Source organism: Paenibacillus sp. JT22N7 (assembly GCF_059383875.1).
In genome coordinates this window covers 138,678-158,308 of record NZ_JBXENY010000009.1, presented here as the reverse complement: position 1 = coordinate 158,308, position 19,631 = coordinate 138,678, and the positions used below count along the sequence as shown (strand labels likewise).

Here is a 19,631-nt window from a genome sequence, read left to right as displayed (position 1 = left end):
GGAGTCAAAATGGAATATGGAAGGTTAGTTACGGCGATGGTCACCCCATTCGATGCCGCTGGCGAAATTGATTGGGATGCGACTGGGCGATTAATCGATTACTTAATTGAAGAGCAGCTTAGCGAGAGTCTTGTTGTATCCGGTACGACGGGGGAATCTCCTACACTTACGGATGCGGAGAAAGAAGCGCTATTTCGTTTTTCGGTAGAGCGCGCTGCTGGACGGGCTAAAATTATCGCAGGCACAGGCAGCAATGATACGGCACATTCCATCCATTTGACAAAGGTGGCAGAGGCGTGTGGAGTTGACGGGGTGCTGCTTGTTGCTCCTTATTACAACAAGCCAAGCCAGGAAGGCCTTTATCAGCATTTTAAAGCGATTGCAGATTCGACGAAGCTTCCGGTTGTATTGTACAACGTTCCGGGCCGTACAGTCGTGAATATTTCGGTTGAAACGACGCTGCGCCTAGCGGCGATTAGCAACATTGTAGCTACAAAAGATTGTGCGTCATCGGAACAGATTATTCAGCTTGTAGCAGGCGCTCCAGAGGGCTTTAAGGTTTACAGTGGCGACGATGCGGCAACGCTCCCGACTTTAGCAGTAGGCGGTTATGGCATTATCAGTGTAGCTAGCCATGTTATCGGCAAAAAAATGAAGCAGCTTATCGATGCTTATGTGAGTGGAGACGTTGCTTTGGCGGCCAAGCTAAACGCTGAATGCTTCCCGGTATTCAAGGGCTTGTTCGAATGTCCGAATCCGGTACCGAACCCGGTTGCTCTGAAGCATGTAATGGGACTGAGCGGCTTCCCGGTTGGCGGAGTTAGACTTCCATTGGTAGGCGTTACCGAATCGGAAGCTGAATTTTTGCAAAACCTCGTCGATTCATCAACCGCATTTTAATTCAAGCTCTTCATAAATCATTAAGCTGGTGCCTAGGCACCAGCTTTTTTTATTCACTTTATTTTTCCAACATGAACTTTCATGTTATTCCTATTACATTTGTACTCCCTATTTTTCATATACAGCCGGTGATGCGGGCAATAAGCGGTTTTAAAAGCAATGGGTGAAGAGGAAGAAGCGGAGGGAAAGGTTTGGGAGTGAGAAGCGCGAGCGTTCGCTTTTTCCTTGTGATTTTTACCGCTAAAGCTTTTACAGATTGGAGAAATCACAGGGGAATGGCGATCGACCCCCAAACCTTTCCCGCAGCGCCCCAACCTCACCCATTCTTTTCCCGCACCCAGCCCCTCAGCCTTGTATTCGATCTTTTTCATCATGTATAATAAGTTCAAGTGATCGGGTGCGGAAATGATTTGCAAATTAAGCTAAGAATGGAGCAGCTTCCTTCTTGTTTAACAGGAAAAAAACATGACCTCATCAGGTTGGAAAAAGGAGGGATAGTCATTGTCCAAAAAAAATGTGCAGGATAAACTGTTGATTTTTGCATTAGGCGGTATTGGTGAAATTGGTAAAAACATGTACGTCATTCAATATGACAATGATATTGTAATTGTAGATGCGGGGCTTAAGTTTCCGGAAGAGGATATGCTCGGCATAGATATAGTTATTCCGGACATTTCGTATTTGAAGGAAAATCGCGAGAAGGTGCGCGGTATTGTCATAACGCATGGACATGAGGATCATATCGGCGGGCTTTCCTATATGCTTCGCAGTCTTAACGTTCCGGTATATGCCACGAAGCTTACGCTGGGACTGATTGAAGGCAAGCTGAAGGAAGCAGGGCTGCTGGGCGAAACGAAGCGAATACTGATTAATGCGGATTCGGAGATAGAGCTGGGCAGCATCCATGTATCCTTTTTTAAAACGAACCACAGCATTCCTGACTCCGTAGGCGTGTGCTTGGAGACGCCAGAAGGTGTCGTCGTGCACACAGGCGACTTCAAGTTTGACCATACACCAGTCAATGAGCAATATGCTGACATTAAGCGGATGGCGGAAATCGGGCAAAAGGGCGTGCTTGCTCTGCTGTCTGACAGCACGAATGCGGAGCGTCCAGGCTATACGCCTTCAGAGAAAAATGTAGGGGAAGAGCTCAAAGATATATTCCGCAAATCGCCGCAGCGTGTCGTAGTTGCAACGTTTGCTTCCAACGTTCACCGTATCCAGCAGGTCATCAACGCAGCTATTGCTACGGATCGTTATATTGCTGTAGTAGGACGCAGCATGGTCAATGTGGTCGGAATCGCTGGAGAGTTAGGTTATTTGAACATTCCAGACGGCATGATTGTTGAACCGGAAGCCGTGAATAAGCTGGCCGCGGATCGCGTCGTTATTTTATGTACCGGCAGTCAAGGAGAGCCCATGTCAGCTTTGACACGCATGGCGCGCTCGACGCATCGTAAAGTCGATATTTTGCCGGGAGATACGGTCATTATTGCAGCGACGCCCATTCCAGGTAATGAGCGGTATGTAGGGCGGACAGTGGACGAGTTGTTCCGTCTTGGAGCGAACGTCATCTATGGTCCAGGCTCGGTATCTGGAGTCCACGTTTCTGGTCACGGCAGCCAGGAAGAGCTGAAGCTGATGCTTAATCTGATTAAGCCCAAATATTTTATTCCCATTCATGGTGAATATCGGATGCTGCGGCAGCATGCTTTGCTGGCCGAGGCGGTTGGCATTGAGAAATCCAATATTTTCGTTATGGAAAATGGCGACACAGTAGAGGTGCAGGGGGGCAAGGCGCGCAGAGGCTCGAAGGTTCCAGCAGGCAATGTGCTGATTGATGGTCTTGGCGTTGGCGATGTCGGCAATATTGTGCTGCGGGATCGCAAGCTGTTGTCTCAGGATGGCATTCTCGTCGTTGTAGTGACGCTGCGGAAGCAGGAGGGCACCATTGTGTCTGGACCTGATATTATTTCGCGCGGCTTCGTTTATGTACGTGAATCGGAAGGTCTGCTCGATGAAGCGAACAAAATTGTGTCTGCTACGCTGCTGAAGCTGATGAACGATAAAGTGAACGAATGGGCTTCGCTAAAAACGAATGTCAAGGATGCACTGGGACGTTTCCTCTATGAGAAAACGCGTCGTCGGCCAATGATTTTGCCGATTATTATGGAAGTGTAGTTTAAAAATAAAAAGGAGTGAGGGACGCCCGGATAGCCGGAACGTTCGCCACTCCTTTTTATCGTTGAAACAGAGCAGCAGATTAGGATTTTGCTGCTATAGTAGCGCTGCTGTCGATTTTAGCCTTGCCGCCGCTGCCAATCCAGGTACGCTTCCATTCCTTTTGAATGAACGCGAGCATGAGCATGCTGAGCAGGGCGATACTGCTGAGAATGAGGAAGCCTGGCGTGTAGGAGCCCGTCGATTGATAAAGGCTGCCGAGAATAAGGGGGAGGAAATAACCGCCAACACCGCCTGCTGCGCCAACGATGCCGGTCATTATGCCAATCTCTTTACCAAAGCGCTGCGGTACGAGCTGGAATACAGCGCCATTGCCTGCGCCGAGACACATCATGCCAAGGAACAACAAGGTACTTACTACATAGAGTGGAGGCAGCAGGGAGATGGAAGCTAGCATAACACCAGCTCCAACATACAGCGACATCAGGACGCGAATACCCCCCAGCTTATCAGAGAGCCAGCCGCCTACTGGTCGAAAGAAGCTTCCGGCAATGACACAAATCGTTGTAAAATCTGCCGCCTGTATGGCGGAAAGTCCATACTGCGTATTGAAGAAAATCGTCAAATAGTTCGACATGCCAACGAAGCCGCCAAACGTTACACTGTATAAAAGACAGAATAGCCAAGCGTCCTTTTGCTTAAGAACCTGCGCATATTCGGAAAGTTTTTTAGGAGCAGGCTGATTCGGACTTTCTTTTGCAAAAATCGTGAATATTACAAATACGACTGCAATAGGGATGAGGGCAAGTCCAAATACGGCTTCCCAGCCGCCAAAATGCTGTGCCAGCCTGTTCGCAAAAAGCGTTGTCAAAACCGTACCGCTGTTTCCGGCTCCAGCAATACCCATCGCAAGTCCTTGATATTGTGGCGGATACCATCTGCTGGCGAGCGGAAGCGCTGCTGCAAAAGATGCTCCAGCTACACCGAGCAATAAAGCGACAAAGTGGAGCTCAGTTAACGAGTCAACGAATTTCCAGCCCCAAATAAGCGGAATCATAGTGACGAGCATGCCGATTTGGCCTGTTCTTTTTGGACCGATATGGTCTGTCATGAAACCAAGCACGAGCCGGAGCACCGAGCCGCCCAAAATCGGGAGCGCTACAAGCTTCGCTTTTTGTGCAGCATCCATCGGATAATCGCTGGCGATGACGACAATGAGCGGCCCCATCAAAATCCAAATCATAAAGCTGATATCGAAATACAAGAAAGAACTGAACAAGGATGGTTTATGTCCACTTTTCCAAAACGCTTTTTTATCTAACATGTCTCTATCTCCTCTATGATTGATTTTCACGTGCTCAGTCAGCATGGGTGATGGCGGTTTTCGCATTCCCGGGGTGCATGGCGCACCGCAATTCCAGCTGTCATATGAAGAAAAGGCCGCAGTCTGCCCCAAGCTAAAGCTCGGACGGATTGCGGCCTCATTGCCGAACGCCAGCACGACTCTGTGCGGACGATAGTTGCTCACCTCATTGTGAACTCAAGCTGAATTATAGAATATCGACTAATTCATGTCAACAAATATTACACAAAACTTAATTTTTCTCTATACGCTTAATTTGCGTCATATATATTGACATGAATGTCGAATTCTTTTATGCTCATCATAATCCACATAAAAGGCCGCACAATGGTGTGCCGCCGCCCACCGGCAATGAAGCCCGCTCCCTGCAGACAGGGAACGGGCTTTTATGCTTATTTTCAGCTATAAGAAGGAGGAGTCGAGCATGGCAGTTGCCCGTGTAGATCGTGTTGATATAAAAAAAGGTTTTAGCGTTGACGAAGCGGTTCGCTGTTTACTCGAACATACGCTGCCGGGAAAGGTGGAGCAAGTGCTTTTACAGAAAGCTGCTCAGCGAGTGCTTGCCGAGGATTTTTACTCCCCTTTTCCAATGCCGCCTTTTCGTCGAGCAGCGATGGATGGATATGCGCTCCATGCTGCTTTTACGCAGACGGCTTCACCTGGCAACCCGATTCGGCTTATTGTAACTGGCGAGGTGCAGGCGGGGGCGGGAGAAATAGCTTGGCATACGGGCTTTGGCAGCCGTCCTCTCATTAATGAACAGCTGACGGCAGTACGTATCTTTACTGGAGCCCCTGTACCCGGTGGTTTTGATGCTGTGATTAGGCAGGAGGAGATTCAGTCGCAACCGAGCCTGCATGGACAGCAATCGGATGCCTTAGCGCTGGGCATGTCGCAAATTCAAATCAATCAGCCCGTGCAGCTGGGAAAAAATATTGCCGAAGCAGGCGAAGATATAGCTGAAAACAGCCTCGTCATTAAAAAAGGCACCATACTTGGTTCGAAGGAAATCGCCATTCTCGCCTCTTTTGGACAGGAACACGCTTCTGTAGTCGCTCGGCCGATAGTTGCAATCCTTCCTATTGGAGATGAGCTGCTGCTTCCAGGCCAGCCCTTGCAGCCTAATCGGATCTATGATGCCAATGGCTTCGCCGTGGAAGCCTTTCTACAGGAGCAGGGAGCATCGGTTATTCGTTCCTTGCCCATTAAGGATGATGCCGAATTAATTGCTAAGGCGATTAAGCTAGCTGCGGAGCAGGCGGATTTGGTTATTACAACTGGAGGCATTTCGGTAGGTGATTACGATTGCGTTGCTCATGCGGCAGACTGCCTTGGTTTTGAGCCTTTGTTCACGAAAGTGATGATGCGTCCTGGGCCGCATTCATCAGCATTTATAAATCAAGGCAAGCTGCTGATCAGCTTGTCTGGCAATCCTGGAGCATGTTACACAGGGCTTGTGCTGTTGGTGAAGCCAATCGTAAAACATGGGATGGGGCTTGATGGAAGTGAGGCGGGGTGGAAGCAAGCCATATTAATGGACGATGTGGATAAGCCTTCGCCGTATCCCCGTTATATTCGCGCATTTGTGTGGATGGAGGAGGGGGAATGGCGGGTTAGGCCGCTGCCGAACGATAAATCGGGAAATATTGCTGCTTTTGCCGGGGCAAATGCATTGGCAGCGATTCCTAGTGAAGGCCTTCAGGCAGGAAGGCAGGCCGCATTTCTTAGTTTGACTTAACGAGCGTTTGCCATGTTGGCGATTTTACAATAATTCGGCCGTAAAGTGACGTTTTGCAGGAGCAGGGGCATAAATAAACGCGACATTCCCATACTATGACGAGCCGTAGGTTCAGCCAAAACGGTATTAGCCTTGTTCAAGAGGGGGAATTCGCCGATGTGGCCGTATTCAATGAGTTTAACAGGAGAACAACCTGAGCCGTATGACGAAGAGAAGAAAAAGGCGGCTGGGGCGCTTGACGCTTTGCAGCAGTTGGGCCAGGTAAACATTCCGCAGGCCGAATCCAATATTTTTTGCATGACGATTATTGGACAGATTGAAGGGCATATGGTGCTGCCGCCGCAAAATAAAACGACAAAATATGAGCATTTGATTCCACAGCTGGTCGCAGCCGAGCAAAATCAAAAAATCGAAGGTGTGCTGATCGTTCTCAACACAGTTGGCGGTGATGTGGAAGCGGGGCTCGCTATTGCTGAAATGATTTCTTCTTTGTCAAAGCCGACAGTTACGCTCGTACTTGGTGGCGGACATTCGATCGGCGTTCCGATAGCAGTAGCGGGCAACCTATCCTTCATTGCTGCGACAGCAACGATGACCATACATCCGATTCGCTTGAATGGCACCGTGATTGGCGTTCCCCAAACGTTCGAGTATTTGGATAAAATGCAGGAGCGCGTCGTTCGCTTCGTTACGATGCACTCCAAAGTGTCGGAAGCGACTTTCAAGGAATTGATGTTTAAAACAGGAGAGCTGACACGCGATATCGGAACAACAGTCATTGGCGGAGACGCGGTTCGCCATGGCTTGATTGATGCGGTAGGCGGTCTTGGCGATGCGCTTCGGGAGCTTAAGCGGCTAGTAGAGGAACGCAGGCAGACGGGAATGCCGGGGGTGTTTAACTAATGTCTGTTCTATATACGATTGTTCCGCTGGAAGAAGTGCTGGCGGGCTGGCAAGCGGAGGAGAAAATTAATCAGGGCCGCGAAGTTTGGGTGGATGGCGTATATATGCAGGTAGAGCCAATTGCGCCAGGGATGGGCAAAGTCATTCGACTCATTCATTGCGGGCTGGATGATTATTTAAATCCGCAGCTTTCGCCAGGAGCTGTTGTCAAATATTGATAAAGGATTTTGCCGTTTAAGGGACTATCGAACGAATAGGAACATTTGTCCACCTATGGTATAATGTTTTACCGGGGGTGACGAACGTTGGCTAAGAAAAGAAGGGGCAAGAAATCGCTCGCAGCAAATTTGAAATATGAGGTTTACGGTATTTTACTCATTACGGTATCGATTATTGCTTTATCGGGAGAGGCGACGGTAGGACGTTCATTGTCCAAACTGTTCGGCCTCTTTCTGGGTAAATTTTATTTTGTGATTGCACTGATTGGCATATATGTGGGGCTGGTCGTGATGGTCAAACGGATGTGGCCGAAAGGCTGGTCCAATCGGAAAACAGGCATGCTTGTGCTGGTGCTTGCCTTTACGCTGTGGAGCTCCATTGCGGAAATCGACCGCAAGCTTGGGGATACGACACTGCTGTCTGGCAAAGTGATTTTGAATCAGTTGGACAGCGACTTAAGGGGAGAGCTGCTTACTTACAATCCGCAGGATTTGCGCCCGCTTAAGGACAAGGCTATTAGCGGTGGTTATGTTGGAGCGCTGCAATATTCCGTACTTTTCACCTTATTTGGGAAAATTGGAGCTCAGTTGCTCATGCTTGTCATGATCGCAATTTCCATTATGCTCATAACGGGGAAGTCGTATGTGGAGCTGTTCAAGACGCTGCGTACCCGCTTTGTCCGTATGCTCAAGCTGCTCGCAGCCAAATGGTCGGATTATTCCGCCGAGCGGGCTGCAGCACAATCATCTAGAAATGCAAGCGTGGTAACGTCAGCAAGCACCGTGCTTACTTCGGACAATACGATTGACGATGATGAAGAGGATTTTGCACCACGTCCAGTCAAAAACAAAAAGTCATTGTTTTTCTCCTGGCGACAATCCGATAAGTCGAAGGCTGCCGCCAGCCATGACGAATGGGAGCTGGAGGATGATCCGCTTCACGGTGAGTCTGGTCGTGGCGAAGAGGGCGCGGCAGTACCGCATTGGGCGGAAGATTGGGATCAGGACTGGGACAATGAGCAGGATGAATTTGCTGCCCAAACAGCGCCCAGCATAGTTGCTTCATCAACAGCTGCTGCAGTTCCGCTGCCAGAGACAAGCGCTAGCTTATGGCCTAGTGAGCAGGAGAATTTGGCTGCTAAAGATGCCCAGCCGTACGCTCACCCCGGCATAACCGATGAACAGGAATGGTCAGAGCCATGGAGACCGCAAGTAACGCAGGAGCAGCAAGAGCTGGTACATATAGAAGGAAATGAAACAGAAGATTCGGAGTATGACGCAGATGAGCAAGCGAATGGTGCATTTGGGGAGCAAGCTGTTCAACAAGGTGACGATGAATATGATGAGCCTTTAATGGATAGAGAGAGAGTGGCAGAAGATCATTTGGAAGCTGCTGCTGTTCCTGGCTCAAACGCTGGCAGCCATGAAGCGAACCAACAAGCAGCCGAAAGCAAGCCGGCGCTAGCCGCATCAAACGTACCGCTAGTCAAGCCATACGTTTTACCGCCGTTTACTTTGCTGTCCAAGCCTAGCCATATGGTTAGAGGCGGCATTGGCTCCAGTTCCATGGAGGCGAAGCTTAAGCTGGAGCGCACACTTGAAAGCTTTGGCGTGAAGGCGAAGGTGCTTGATCCCGTTATCGGTCCAGCCGTTACCCGTTTTGAGGTTGAGCCGGCATCGGGCGTGAAGGTTAGTAAAATTGTCAGCTTGACTGATGATATTGCACTTGCGCTTGCAGCTAAGGATATTCGGATGGAAGCGCCTATTCCAGGCAGATCGGCCATCGGCATTGAAGTGCCGAATATGGAAATATCGATTGTTACGATGCGCGAAGTAATGGAAACAAAGGAATTTTATGATTCTCCTTCCAAGCTGTCGATTGCCTTCGGCCGTGATATTGCGGGCAAGCCAATCGTGGGCAATTTGGCGAAAATGCCCCATTTGCTTGTAGCGGGAGCGACGGGCTCCGGTAAATCAGTCTGTATAAACGGAATTATTACTAGTATTTTGTACAAAGCAACGCCGGATGAAGTGAAGTTTCTCATGGTCGATCCAAAAATGGTGGAGCTAAACGTATACAACGGTATCCCGCATTTGCTGGCGCCTGTTGTAACCGATCCGCGTCGTGCATCGCTTGCGCTTAAGAAAATCGTAGTCGAGATGGAAAAACGCTATGAGCTGTTTTCCAAATCGGGAACGCGAAATATTGAAGGCTATAACACTTTAATGGCAGACAATCCGAAAGCGGTTCTGCCTTACATCGTCGTCATCGTCGATGAGCTTGCCGATTTGATGATCGTAGCGGCTAATGATGTCGAGGATGCCATTGCCAGACTCGCGCAAATGGCCCGTGCGGCAGGCATTCATCTTATTATTGCAACGCAGCGTCCGTCTGTTGACGTCATTACCGGTGTCATTAAAGCGAATATTCCATCGCGGATTGCTTTTGGCGTTTCCTCACAGGTCGATTCGCGAACGATACTCGACATGGTCGGAGCGGAAAAGCTGCTCGGCCGCGGCGATATGCTTTACTTGCCGATGGGTACCTCCAAGCCGACGCGGGTACAGGGCGCATTCCTTTCCGATCAGGAAGTAGAGGCGCTTGTCGGTTATGCCAGAGGACAGGCAGAAGCGGAGTACAAAGAAGATCTTGTACCGGAAATTGAGGAGGAGACGGCTAGCTCTGACGAGGTCATGGACGAGCTGTATGATCAGGCCGTTCAGATCGTCGTCGAAGCAAAGCAGGCGTCGGTATCCTTGCTTCAACGCCGCATGCGTATTGGCTACACAAGGGCTGCAAGGCTTATTGACGAGATGGAAGCCCGTCATATCGTGGGGCCATACGAAGGCAGCAAGCCGCGTGAGGTGCTGCTTACAATAGATCAGCTCGAAGCGGGACGAATCAGTTCTTAAAATGCCAGCAGCGAAAAATTTTGCATAGAAGCTGCACTGATTTCTCATACTAGACTTAGGCAACGCTGCTAATTAGCGTACTATCTTGTAAGAGAAAGGCAGATCCTTCTATGAAAAAGCGACTAATGGTCATAACAGCAGTACTCGTTTTCGTCTTGTTTGGCTCCTACTCTCTCCGGCATATGCATCAAGTCAAGACTTCGGAGACGTTCAGTAATGCTACGCTCAAGGTTGGTTCCTCGGGCAATGATGTGTACGAGCTGCAAGGCAGGCTGAAGCATCTTGGATATTTCAGCGGCAAAGTGGATGGACAGTTTGGAGCAAGCACGAAAAATGCCGTTACCTGGTTCCAATGGAAATTTGGAATGAAGGCCGATGGTGTAGTTGGGGCATCGACAAAGCTGAAGCTTTGGGAAGCGACTAAAGCCTGGAAGCCGACAGCAGCAGATTCTTCATCTGGACAAGCTGGCTCGGGTAATACAGCTGCCCCTAGCAATGGCGGCGGAGGTGGAAGCTCGCTTTCCAAGGGCAATAAGCTGGGCCTCAGCGCCAATGATTTGAAGCTGATGGCCAACGCCGTTTACGGCGAATCCCGAGGCGAGCCCTACGAAGGGCAAATAGCCGTTGCAGCCGTCATTTTAAATCGACTGCAATCGACGAGCTTTCCGAATTCGATTTCGGGCGTTATTTTTCAGCCGGGTGCCTTTACCGCGGTAGCGGATGGCCAAATTTGGCTGACGCCAAATGAAACAGCCAGCCGTGCGGTCATGGATGCCATCAATGGCCAGGATCCATCAAATGGCTGCTTGTATTATTTTAATCCGGAAACGGCAACCTCGAAGTGGATATGGACCAGGCCTCAAGTGAAAACGATAGGCAAGCATATTTTTTGCATGTAGAGCCTGTAAAGAAGCAACCGTTCTGCCTTAACGCAGCTCTGGTTGCTTCTTCCTTTTCGCATCGGTTAGAATGGTATAGGAAGCTCGAAATTGGAATACATTTACTTGAAGCATAGAACGTTATGCTTTTTGTAGGCATAAGAATTTAGTTTGGAAGGAGCTAGCGAAGGTGACACTTTTCGAAAGAGGACAATTTGGTCGAATACGGCTGCATGTGCTGCCAACTAAGCGTTTCAAGACGTTCGCGATTTCCTTGTTTGCCGGGCGCGTGCTTGCAGAAGATACGGTTACAGAGACAGCTCTTATTCCTTTTGTGCTGCGCAGAGGGACGGCGGCGACGCCTGAGACGAAAGCATTTCGCGAGCGACTCGATGATTTGTACGGTGCCGGCTTCGGCTTTGATGTATATAAGCGTGGCGATTCTCAAATCGTTCAATTCCGCATGGATGTGATTAATGATCAATTCGTATCTTCGGGCACGCCGCTGCTTGCTGCGTCATTAGGGCTGCTTGGCGAGGTGCTGACTGAGCCGCTGCTGGAAAATGGCGCATTCAGCCGCAAATACGTCGATGCGGAGAAAGTGACGCTCACGAAGCGGCTGGAGTCCATCGTCAATGATAAAATTCGCTATGCCGCTGAGCGCTGCGTTGAAGAAATGTGCGCGAATGAGCCTTATAGGCTGCATCCGCTTGGCAAGCTGGCTGTAATTGACGAGATAACCCCGGAATCTCTCTACAAGCAATATAAGAAGTGGCTTGATGAAGCGGCGCTCGATTTGTACGTAGTAGGCGATACTACGCTTGAGGAAGTGACAGCTTATGTACGTGATGCATTCAAGCTGACAGACGGAGCAGCGGCAAATTATCCAAAGGCAGACGTTACTCACCAGGTGCGCGAGGTTCATACGGTTGTTGAACGGATGGATGTGACCCAAGGGAAGCTTAATTTGGGCCTGCGTACGGGCGTCGCTTATGGCGATGATGATTATGCAGCAGCACTTATGTATAATGGTGTGCTGGGCGGATATCCGCACTCCAAGCTATTTTTAAATGTGCGTGAGAAGGAAAGCTTGGCTTATTATGCCGCTTCCCGTCTTGATGGACATAAAGGCATATGCACGGTGCAGTCAGGCATCGAAATCGAGAACTATGAGAAAGCGGTCAAAATTATTCGCGAGCAGCTTGAGAGCATGCGTCAAGGCGAGCTGTCCGAGCTTGAAATGAGCCAGACGAAAGCGATGATAGCGAATCATTTGCGCGAGCTGCAGGATTCCGCTTATGAAATGATTGCTTACGATTTTAATGCGGTGCTGTCCGGCAAGGAAAGAAGTGCCGAGAAGCTGCTTGAGCAGGTGCAGGCCGTTACTGCTGCTGATATTGTCAGAGTCGCACAAAATGTGCAGCTCGATACGATTTATTATTTGCGTGATCGGAAGGAGGCGTAACCATCGTGCAACCATTGGAGTATAAGGGCGTACAGGAGACGCTTTATCGTGAAGTGCTGGATAATGGGCTTGAAGTCATAGTGCTGCCTAAAGAGGGCTTTCATAAAACCTACGCAACATTTTCGACGAAATATGGCTCCGTAGATAATTGGTTTGCAGTCGGCGATGGGGAAGCGGTCAAAGTTCCCGACGGTATTGCCCATTTTTTGGAGCATAAAATGTTCGAGGAGCCAACTGGCGATATTTTCGCTACGTTTGCTTCCCAAGGCGCTTCAGCGAACGCTTTTACGAGCTTCGACCGTACTGTCTATTTGTTTTCAGCGACGGAGCAAATTCCTGCCAACTTAGAGACGCTCATTAATTTCGTGCAAAATCCTTATTTCACCGATACGAATGTGGACAAGGAAAAAGGCATTATCGAACAGGAAATCAATATGTACAAGGATAATGCCGATTGGCGCGTTTATTTTGGGCTTATTGATGCGCTGTACCACACCCATCCGGTTCATATTGATATTGCCGGCACTGTAGAGTCGATTTATCAAATTGACAAGGAAACGCTGTATCAGTGCTATGAAACCTTTTACCACCCATCCAATATGCTGCTGTTCGTCGTTGGCGGCGTAGATGCGAAGGAAGTATTTGAGCTTGTAAGGCGCAATCAAGCGGCTAAAAACTTCAAGCCGCAGGGTGAAATACGTCGTTTATTTGAGGATGAGCCGACTTCGGTCAAAACGCCGCATAAAGTAACGAAGCTTCCGGTATCGCTGCCAAAATGCATGTTTGGCTTTAAGGAGAAAAACACAGGGCTATCCAGCGAAGAGCTGCTGCGTCAGGAAGTTACTTCCAAGCTGATGCTGGACGTATTGTTCGGGCCAAGCTCCGCTTTGTATGAAGAGCTATATGAAAGCCAGCTTATTTCCGATTCCTTTGGAACCGAATATAATGCAAATCCGGGTTATGCGTTTTCGGTGCTTGGCGGAGATACGCCAAATCCAGAGCAGCTGCTAGCTCGTGTTAAGTCTGCTATTGAGCAAGCGCTTGAGAGTGGACTCGATGAAATCGCCTTTGAACGCTCAAAACGAAAAAAAATCGGCGGTTACTTGCGGATGCTGAACTCCCCTGAATCCATCGCAGGCGAATTTACACGCTACCGCTTCCGCGACAGCGATATGTTTGATGTACTGCCGTTGTATGAAAGCTGTACGCTTGAGCAGGCAAATGAGCGCCTGCGCGAGCATTTCGATTTTAATCAGCTGGCGGTATCAATAGTGGAGAAGCCTGAGGCGTGAAGACGCTGGGGGAGATGACTGTGCTTATAACAGGGGGAAGCCGTGGCATCGGCGCCGCAATTGCGCGGCGCTTCGCGGCGGAAGGCATGAATGTCGTCATCCATTATTTAAACGCCCATGAGGCGGCAAATGAAACAGCAAGGGAATGCTTGCAGCTTGGCGGAGATGCAATGACCATTACCGCTGATTTGCGCTCCAAGGAGCAGCTGCTGCGCATGCGAGACAAGCTTGAGGCACATAACCGAATGCCTGATATACTCGTTAACAATGGCGGTGTTGCGCATTATGGCATGCTCATGGACGTATCGGAGGAAGAATGGGACGACCTGATGGCTGTCAATTTGAAGGGAATGTTTTTGTGCAGCCAGATTTTTATGCCGCCCATGATTGAAAATCGTTTCGGCCGAATTATTAATGTTTCCTCCGTTTGGGGAATATCAGGCGCCTCCTGTGAAGTGCTGTATTCCACTTCCAAGGGAGGGATGAACGCTTTCACGAAAGCTTTGGCTAAGGAATTGGCGCCGTCGGGCGTTACAGTCAATGCGGTTGCTCCTGGAGCGGTAAACACCGAAATGATGGATGGATTCAATGAGGATGAGAAAACAGCATTAGAGCAGGAAATTCCGCTGGGCCGCCTCGGCCAGCCGGATGAAGTCGCTTCGCTCGTTTATTTTCTCTCCCTGCCGGAATCTTCCTACATTACAGGTCAAGTCATAAGTCCGAATGGCGGCTGGCATACGTAAGGAAAAATGCTGTTTTTTGATGGCAAATGATCCGCATAATCTGCCTCGTATCGAAGCAAAATAATGACTGTTGATGATTCTTCACAAAACAAGGAGGCGAAGAAAAATGTCAACCGTTCTTACAAACTTCGATACGTGGAAGCAGTTTTTGGCTGACAAGGTGCAGCATGCGAAGCAAATCGGAATGAATGATGAGGCCATCACCAGCCTGGCCTTCGAAATCGGTTCTTTTCTCGATGAAAAGGTCGATCCGAAAAATGAGGAGCAGCGCGTATTGAAGGAACTGTGGGATGCAGGCGACGATTCCGAGCGTAAAGTTCTAGCCTGCCTCATGATAAAGCTGGTACAAAAGGCGTAATCCGCTACATGTTATTCGCAGAAAAGCCTCCCGCACGGAGGCTTTTCTGCGAATATGAATCATAACCGCAAGCACCGGCCGCTATCTTTTCAATAGTTTTGATGTGAGGTTGCAGGATTGTGGCGAAAATTGTAGAATAAGATTTTGACGGACAACAGGAAATGTACGGTCAACAATGTGCTGGGATGGTGATTAGGCTGGAATCAAAACAATGGTATATGGAATATAAGATACATAAGAACAGGCCAGGCTTGCTCGGCGACATAGCTTCTTTGCTTGGTATGTTGGAAGTTAATATAATGACGATTAACGGTGTAGAAGACCGGACGCGCGGCATGCTGCTGCAAACCGATGATGAAGAAAAAATCGTGCTGCTCGGCAAAATGCTGAAAAAAGTTGATAATATTACAGTGAACAAGCTGCGGACGCCAACTATTGTAGATATTTTAGCTGTGCGCCATGGAAGATATATCGAACGGGATTCTGACGATCGCAAAACATTCCGTTTTACCCGCGATGAACTGGGTATTCTCGTTGACTTTCTTGGCGAAGTGTTTAAACGTGAAGGCAATCAGGTAATAGGTTTACGTGGCATGCCGCGCGTAGGGAAAACAGAATCCATCATCGCTGGCAGCGTATGCTCAAATAAACGGTGGGCGTTCGTTTCTTCAACGCTTCTCCGCCAAACGGTAAGAAGCCAGCTGTCGGAAGAAGAAATGAACGAAAATAATATTTTTATTATTGACGGCATTGTGAGCACGATTCGTTCCAATGAGCGCCATCATGCCTTGCTGCAGGAAATTATGGCTATGCCTTCGACGAAGGTCATTGAGCATCCCGATATTTTTATTAAAGAGTCCCAATACGATCACAGCCATTTTGATATTATTATAGAGCTGCGCAATACGCCGGATGAGGAAATTACGTACGAATCGTTTACTGCAAATTACTCGGATGATTTTTAAGTTGAAAGGAGGAAGCAGGCATGTCTAATCTTGGAGCGCTGCTCCGCAAGGCGCGTGAAGAACGCGGGCTGACGCTTGACGATATTCAGGAAACGACGAAAATTCGCAAACGCTACCTCGAAGCTATCGAGAGCGGCGATCACAGCGTGCTGCCGGGAAGCTTCTACTTGCGGGCCTTTGTGAAAAATTATTGCGAAGCTGTAGGGCTTGATACCGAAGAGGTGCTGCGCCTGCACGAGAAGGAAGTACCGAATACGATTACAGAAACATTAACGGAGCCTGTTACCACAAGGCCGCCCAGACGCGTACAGTCTGTCGGCTCTGACCGTATTGGCAAGCTCGGCTTTAATGTGATGATGTGGTCATTTTTGATTTTGATTGTGGCGGTCGTATGGATTTTTGTCATTAATCAAAAAGACAAACCTTCTGATATGGTTGATCAAGGTACGAAAATTACCGATGAATCTGCACCACCTACGCCAACGCCGGAAGCTGGAGCGTCAACGGGTGCTGTTGCGCCTACGGTTACACCATCTCCTACACCGACGATTCAGGAGGATGTGACGGTTACTTTTTCATCGAAAATCGGCAAAGTCGACCATTATGATGTAGGTCCAGGAACAGCCGTGCACAAGCTGGAAATCAAGGTTGCTGGCGGGAAAAGCTGGATGGAAGTTCGTGAAGGCGGCTCAAAAGGCAGCGCGCTGCTATCGGAAAATGCAAATGACGGCTCGACATTGAACTTTGAATTGACTCAGCCGTTATATATCAATGTGGGCCGTGCCGATCTGGTCACGATTTCAGTTGATGGCGTGCTTGTTCCCGATGGGGACCGTGCAGGCTCAAAAAAAATCCAGTTGAATCCGGCGGCATCGGCGAATGCAGGCAGCCCGGAAGCGACCGGTTCGGCTACGCCATAACACGGATAATAGCTATTTTATAGGGGAGTGGAGTTACATGTCTTCAGAAAGTTCATTTGATATTGTGTCCAAGGTGGACATGCAGGAGCTAAACAATGCGATTCAGCAGGCGGAGCGTGAAATCGAGACGCGCTTTGATTTTAAAGGCAGCAAAAGCAGCATTAAGCTGGAAAATGAAGAGCTGGTTCTCGTCTCTGATGATGAGTACAGATTGAACAGTGTAATTGATATTTTGCAATCGAAAATGATTAAACGCGGCGTGCCGATCAAAAATATGGATTACGGCAAAATTCAGTCGGCTTCGGCGAATACTGTTCGTCAGCATGTAAAGCTTAAGCAGGGCATTGATCAGGAGCATTCCAAAAAAATTAATATTTTGATTCGCGATTCGAAGCTTAAGGTGAAAAGCCTGATTCAAGGCGATCAAATTCGCGTAAGCGGCAAAAGCCGTGACGACTTGCAAGCTGTTATGAATTTGCTGCGCGGTGCTAACTTGCCGATTGAGCTGCAATTTACAAATTATCGTTAACCGCATGTGGCGGTATTGAAGTCCTCTTTTTTCGCTTTTGGCGGGAGAAGGGGGCTTTGTTAAACCTGTTTTTCTTCATTTTGACACCAGATTAAACAATGTATTATACTTGATAAGATAGTTTCGCGGAAGGGATCTGGGGAGACGCAGATGACAGAACAGGTGATTGCAATGATAGGCAATGGCAGGACGGATTTTGTTTTATTCGGGGAGGATGAGGTATGAATCTCGCCAATAAAATCACGCTGGTTAGAATTATTTTAGTGCCGATTATTATGGTTTTCCTACTCGTTAATATGAATGTGGGCTCAGTTGTATTTGATGACTATTCCATTACATATAACCAGATTATTGCGGCGATTATTTTTATTGTGGCAGCGAGTACGGATGGTTTGGACGGGTATATCGCCCGTAAGAACAAAATCGTAACCAACTTAGGCAAGCTTCTCGATCCTCTCGCTGACAAGCTGCTTGTGGCTGCGGTTCTGATTTCCCTTGTGGAGATGGATAAGCTGGCTGGCTGGATTGCCATCCTGATTATTAGCCGTGAATTCGCCGTTACGGGACTTCGTCAAATTGCGCTGCTTGAGGGCAGTGTTATGGCGGCCAGCAACTGGGGCAAATGGAAAACAGCTATACAAATTACGATGATTATCTCGCTTTTGCTTAACAATTTCCCATTTGCTTTCATCTCATTTCCATTTGATTTGATTGCAAGCTGGGTCGCAGTTGCGATTACGCTTTATTCCGGAATTGATTATTTTGTGAAAAATAAACATCTAATACCGGTTGAATAACGATGAAACGCGCTTTGCCGTTTTTTGAAAAGCATCTTTCCTGTTTCGGGAAGGATGCTTTTGCTTAAAATATAAGAAATTTATAAGTTACACCCCTATAATGGGCTTATATTTCATCGCGAAATGGCGCTGCCATTACCTAAAGGAGGATGAATAGCATGAAAGCAGAAATTATTGCAGTAGGTACAGAATTGCTGCTCGGACAGATTGTAAATACAAATGCACAGTATTTGTCCCAAGAGCTGGCCGCGCTAGGCATTGATGTTTATTTTCAAACCGTAGTCGGGGATAACCCCGAGCGTATTCGCAAAGCAATTGTGACAGCGAGAGAACGCGCTGACCTGCTCGTGTTTACAGGCGGTTTGGGGCCCACGCTTGATGATTTGACGAAGGATGTGCTGGCTGCTTATTTGAGCCGTGGTTTGTCCTTGCACAAGCCTTCCATGGATAAAATCGAAGAGCTGTTCAGCTCAAGAGGCGTACATATGGTTGAAAGCAATCGCAGACAGGCATTGTCTATCGATGGAAGCGTACCGCTGCACAATGCGGCGGGCCTTGCGGTAGGCAACGCTCTGACGGAGGATGGCACGCATTATATGCTGCTGCCGGGACCTCCACGGGAAATGAAGCCGATGATCGACGGGCCGGGCAAGGAATGGCTGCGGACGCTGCTCGGGCATGAGCAGCCGCTTTATTCGCGGTTGCTGAAGTTTGCAGGCATTGGGGAATCCAATTTGGAGGCTAAACTGCTCGATCTAATCGAGGCTCAGGTTGACCCGACAATTGCTCCTTATGCGAAGGAAGGCGAGGTAGCTATTCGCGTTTCGACGAAGGCGGCCACACAGGCAGAGGCTGATGGCAAGATTGATGCGACAGTGGAGCAGATTATTGAACGCATTGGAGAGCATCTATACGCCCAAGAGGACATTCCGCTGGAGGAGGCGGTCATAAGACTGCTTCGCGCTAGCAGACGCAAGCTAGCTAGTGCTGAGAGCTGCAGCGGCGGTCTGCTAGCAGAGTTGATTACGAGCGTACCTGGAAGCAGTGGGGAATACACGGGCGGTGTTGTAACGTATACGAATGAAATGAAGCATGCGCTGCTAGGCATACCTCTTGCGCAGCTAGAGGGCGAAGGGGCTCCTGGCGCCATAAGCGAATCGACAGCTGCGCTAATGGCTGAGCGGGTGCAGCAGCTCGCAGACAGCGATTTCGGCGTGTCTATAACAGGTGTTGCTGGCCCTGCGGAGAGTGAAGGCAAGCCGGTAGGGCTTGTTTATATAGCTATTGCCGAGCGTGGCAAGGAGACGATGGTTTATCCATTGCAATTAAGCGGCAGCCGGACGATTATTCGCGTTCGCGCTGTAAAAACATTGCTGTACCGTTTGTGGCTTGCAATTCAAAACTAACTATATAAGAGTTCTTCGACCAAAATTTGGCGAAAGGTGTTGCTTTTTGCCGGAAACGGGCG

18 protein-coding genes are annotated in these 19,631 nt (G+C 48.8%); 16 read left to right on the top strand and 2 right to left on the bottom strand.

What is annotated here, in order from left to right:
- Window positions 1-9 precede the first annotated feature (9 nt).
- Window positions 10-900, top strand: coding sequence for a 4-hydroxy-tetrahydrodipicolinate synthase (dapA, locus tag AC50Y5_RS23290; RefSeq protein WP_494863941.1), 891 nt, complete (start codon window positions 10-12; stop codon window positions 898-900).
- Between the two features lie 53 nt (window positions 901-953).
- Here the strand turns inward: dapA and AC50Y5_RS23285 are convergent, their stop codons facing one another.
- On the bottom strand, window positions 954-1,274 hold the full coding sequence (locus AC50Y5_RS23285; protein WP_494863940.1) for a hypothetical protein: 321 nt from the start codon (window positions 1,272-1,274) through the stop codon (window positions 954-956).
- 127 nt (window positions 1,275-1,401) lie between these two features.
- Here AC50Y5_RS23285 and AC50Y5_RS23280 point away from each other — a divergent pair, with 127 nt between their 5' ends.
- On the top strand, window positions 1,402-3,081 hold the full coding sequence (locus tag AC50Y5_RS23280) for a ribonuclease J (RefSeq protein ID WP_056038118.1): 1,680 nt from the start codon (window positions 1,402-1,404) through the stop codon (window positions 3,079-3,081).
- Between the two features lie 82 nt (window positions 3,082-3,163).
- On the opposite strand, the gene AC50Y5_RS23275 is transcribed toward AC50Y5_RS23280, so the two are convergent.
- On the bottom strand, window positions 3,164-4,405 hold the full coding sequence (locus AC50Y5_RS23275; protein ID WP_056038115.1) for a nitrate/nitrite transporter: 1,242 nt from the start codon (window positions 4,403-4,405) through the stop codon (window positions 3,164-3,166).
- Between the two features lie 463 nt (window positions 4,406-4,868).
- On the opposite strand from AC50Y5_RS23275, the gene AC50Y5_RS23270 reads away from it, so the two are divergent.
- The 14 genes from AC50Y5_RS23270 (at window position 4,869) to AC50Y5_RS23205 (ending at window position 19,569) form a co-directional block, all read left to right on the top strand.
- Window positions 4,869-6,182 carry a molybdopterin molybdotransferase MoeA gene (locus AC50Y5_RS23270; RefSeq protein WP_494863939.1) on the top strand — a complete coding sequence of 438 codons (1,314 nt, stop codon included), beginning with the start codon at window positions 4,869-4,871 and terminating at the stop codon, window positions 6,180-6,182.
- Window positions 6,183-6,338: 156 nt separating this feature from the next.
- Complete coding sequence (locus AC50Y5_RS23265; protein ID WP_494863938.1) at window positions 6,339-7,085, top strand: ClpP family protease; 747 nt, start codon at window positions 6,339-6,341, stop codon at window positions 7,083-7,085.
- Window positions 7,085-7,303, top strand: coding sequence for a YlzJ-like family protein (locus AC50Y5_RS23260; RefSeq protein WP_473759297.1), 219 nt, complete (start codon window positions 7,085-7,087; stop codon window positions 7,301-7,303). Before AC50Y5_RS23265 ends, AC50Y5_RS23260 begins: the two co-directional genes overlap by 1 nt.
- An 87-nt stretch (window positions 7,304-7,390) precedes the next feature.
- Entirely contained in the window at window positions 7,391-10,216 is a 2,826-nt protein-coding gene (locus tag AC50Y5_RS23255; protein WP_494863937.1) for an FtsK/SpoIIIE family DNA translocase, read from the top strand.
- Window positions 10,217-10,326: 110 nt separating this feature from the next.
- Window positions 10,327-11,115, top strand: a complete 789-nt coding sequence (gene sleB / locus AC50Y5_RS23250) for a spore cortex-lytic enzyme (RefSeq protein ID WP_056038100.1) — start codon at window positions 10,327-10,329, stop codon at window positions 11,113-11,115.
- A gap of 169 nt (window positions 11,116-11,284) precedes the next feature.
- Window positions 11,285-12,559, top strand: a complete 1,275-nt coding sequence (gene yfmF, locus AC50Y5_RS23245; protein ID WP_494863936.1) for an EF-P 5-aminopentanol modification-associated protein YfmF — start codon at window positions 11,285-11,287, stop codon at window positions 12,557-12,559.
- Window positions 12,560-12,564: 5 nt separating this feature from the next.
- Complete coding sequence (yfmH, locus tag AC50Y5_RS23240) at window positions 12,565-13,851, top strand: EF-P 5-aminopentanol modification-associated protein YfmH (protein WP_056038094.1); 1,287 nt, start codon at window positions 12,565-12,567, stop codon at window positions 13,849-13,851.
- A gap of 14 nt (window positions 13,852-13,865) precedes the next feature.
- Entirely contained in the window at window positions 13,866-14,594 is a 729-nt protein-coding gene (gene ymfI / locus AC50Y5_RS23235; RefSeq protein WP_056039063.1) for an elongation factor P 5-aminopentanone reductase, read from the top strand.
- Window positions 14,595-14,700: 106 nt separating this feature from the next.
- Window positions 14,701-14,952 carry a DUF3243 domain-containing protein gene (locus tag AC50Y5_RS23230; RefSeq protein WP_056038091.1) on the top strand — a complete coding sequence of 84 codons (252 nt, stop codon included), beginning with the start codon at window positions 14,701-14,703 and terminating at the stop codon, window positions 14,950-14,952.
- A 197-nt stretch (window positions 14,953-15,149) separates the two neighbouring features.
- Entirely contained in the window at window positions 15,150-15,917 is a 768-nt protein-coding gene (locus AC50Y5_RS23225; RefSeq protein WP_046230848.1) for a DUF3388 domain-containing protein, read from the top strand.
- Window positions 15,918-15,937: 20 nt separating this feature from the next.
- Complete coding sequence (locus AC50Y5_RS23220) at window positions 15,938-16,837, top strand: helix-turn-helix domain-containing protein (RefSeq protein WP_056038088.1); 900 nt, start codon at window positions 15,938-15,940, stop codon at window positions 16,835-16,837.
- A gap of 37 nt (window positions 16,838-16,874) precedes the next feature.
- Window positions 16,875-17,366 (top strand): YajQ family cyclic di-GMP-binding protein, encoded by a 492-nt coding sequence (locus tag AC50Y5_RS23215; RefSeq protein ID WP_046230783.1) that lies wholly within the window; start codon window positions 16,875-16,877, stop codon window positions 17,364-17,366.
- 221 nt (window positions 17,367-17,587) lie between these two features.
- The gene (pgsA, locus tag AC50Y5_RS23210; RefSeq protein ID WP_056038085.1) at window positions 17,588-18,163 is read left to right on the top strand and encodes a CDP-diacylglycerol--glycerol-3-phosphate 3-phosphatidyltransferase; all 576 of its coding nucleotides are present in this window, start codon (window positions 17,588-17,590) and stop codon (window positions 18,161-18,163) included.
- 158 nt (window positions 18,164-18,321) lie between these two features.
- The gene (locus AC50Y5_RS23205; protein ID WP_056038082.1) at window positions 18,322-19,569 is read left to right on the top strand and encodes a competence/damage-inducible protein A; all 1,248 of its coding nucleotides are present in this window, start codon (window positions 18,322-18,324) and stop codon (window positions 19,567-19,569) included.
- Window positions 19,570-19,631: the final 62 nt, after the last annotated feature.

Coding starts and splice junctions, on each gene's coding strand:
- dapA (WP_494863941.1), top strand. CDS start 10: ATGGAATATGGAAGGTTAGTTACGGCGATGGTCACCCCATTCGATGCC.
- AC50Y5_RS23285 (WP_494863940.1), bottom strand. CDS start 1,274: ATGATGAAAAAGATCGAATACAAGGCTGAGGGGCTGGGTGCGGGAAAA.
- AC50Y5_RS23275 (WP_056038115.1), bottom strand. CDS start 4,405: ATGTTAGATAAAAAAGCGTTTTGGAAAAGTGGACATAAACCATCCTTG.
- AC50Y5_RS23270 (WP_494863939.1), top strand. CDS start 4,869: ATGGCAGTTGCCCGTGTAGATCGTGTTGATATAAAAAAAGGTTTTAGC.
- AC50Y5_RS23265 (WP_494863938.1), top strand. CDS start 6,339: ATGTGGCCGTATTCAATGAGTTTAACAGGAGAACAACCTGAGCCGTAT.
- AC50Y5_RS23260 (WP_473759297.1), top strand. CDS start 7,085: ATGTCTGTTCTATATACGATTGTTCCGCTGGAAGAAGTGCTGGCGGGC.
- sleB (WP_056038100.1), top strand. CDS start 10,327: ATGAAAAAGCGACTAATGGTCATAACAGCAGTACTCGTTTTCGTCTTG.
- ymfI (WP_056039063.1), top strand. CDS start 13,866: ATGACTGTGCTTATAACAGGGGGAAGCCGTGGCATCGGCGCCGCAATT.
- AC50Y5_RS23230 (WP_056038091.1), top strand. CDS start 14,701: ATGTCAACCGTTCTTACAAACTTCGATACGTGGAAGCAGTTTTTGGCT.
- AC50Y5_RS23220 (WP_056038088.1), top strand. CDS start 15,938: ATGTCTAATCTTGGAGCGCTGCTCCGCAAGGCGCGTGAAGAACGCGGG.
- AC50Y5_RS23215 (WP_046230783.1), top strand. CDS start 16,875: ATGTCTTCAGAAAGTTCATTTGATATTGTGTCCAAGGTGGACATGCAG.
- pgsA (WP_056038085.1), top strand. CDS start 17,588: ATGAATCTCGCCAATAAAATCACGCTGGTTAGAATTATTTTAGTGCCG.
- AC50Y5_RS23205 (WP_056038082.1), top strand. CDS start 18,322: ATGAAAGCAGAAATTATTGCAGTAGGTACAGAATTGCTGCTCGGACAG.